Here is a 459-nt window from a genome sequence, read left to right as displayed (position 1 = left end):
GCATCAAGGCCGGCACCAGGGCCAGCATCAGCGGCGAGCGACGAACGCAGTTTTCCACGCGGACTCCCAACCCGTTCACCGGGCGTTTCGAAAGCGGTTGGGCCGACTCTAGGGCAGCGATTCGAAAGATGTCAACAAATTGAAAGGAAAAAGGAAGATATATTCCATTGAAACGAAAGTTGCTGCGCCGCAATACTTTGTGTAAACGCTTGCAGGTGCCTGTTAAGCATTGTGCGATACGGCATTCAGTCGGTCCTTTCGTTTTTCCCGGCATCGCGCGCAAGGCAAAGCCACCCACCTTTTTTCTTTCTTTTTACTTTCGATGTTTGACATTTCGAAAGAAAACGCAGATGGTGCGCTGGCCCAACTGGAACCTCCGAATGGACGTCACCCTGCTTTCCGATGTGTCCGCCTGGCAGCGCCTTGGCGGAGCCGATACCGCTACCGAAATCGCCCAGC

1 protein-coding gene is annotated in these 459 nt (G+C 54.0%); it reads right to left on the bottom strand.

Annotated elements, in window-relative coordinates:
• Positions 1–298 (bottom strand): hypothetical protein (locus tag D7X55_RS46275; RefSeq protein WP_233610441.1); only part of this gene is annotated, 298 nt, incomplete at its 3' end.
• Between the last annotated feature and the right edge of the window lie 161 nt (positions 299–459).

The sequence above is a fragment of the Corallococcus sp. AB049A genome, assembly GCF_003668885.1.
Taxonomy (GTDB): Bacteria; Myxococcota; Myxococcia; order Myxococcales; family Myxococcaceae; genus Corallococcus; species Corallococcus interemptor.
Note: the sequence above shows the minus strand (reverse complement) of the source record. Positions and strands in the feature narration are given on the sequence as shown.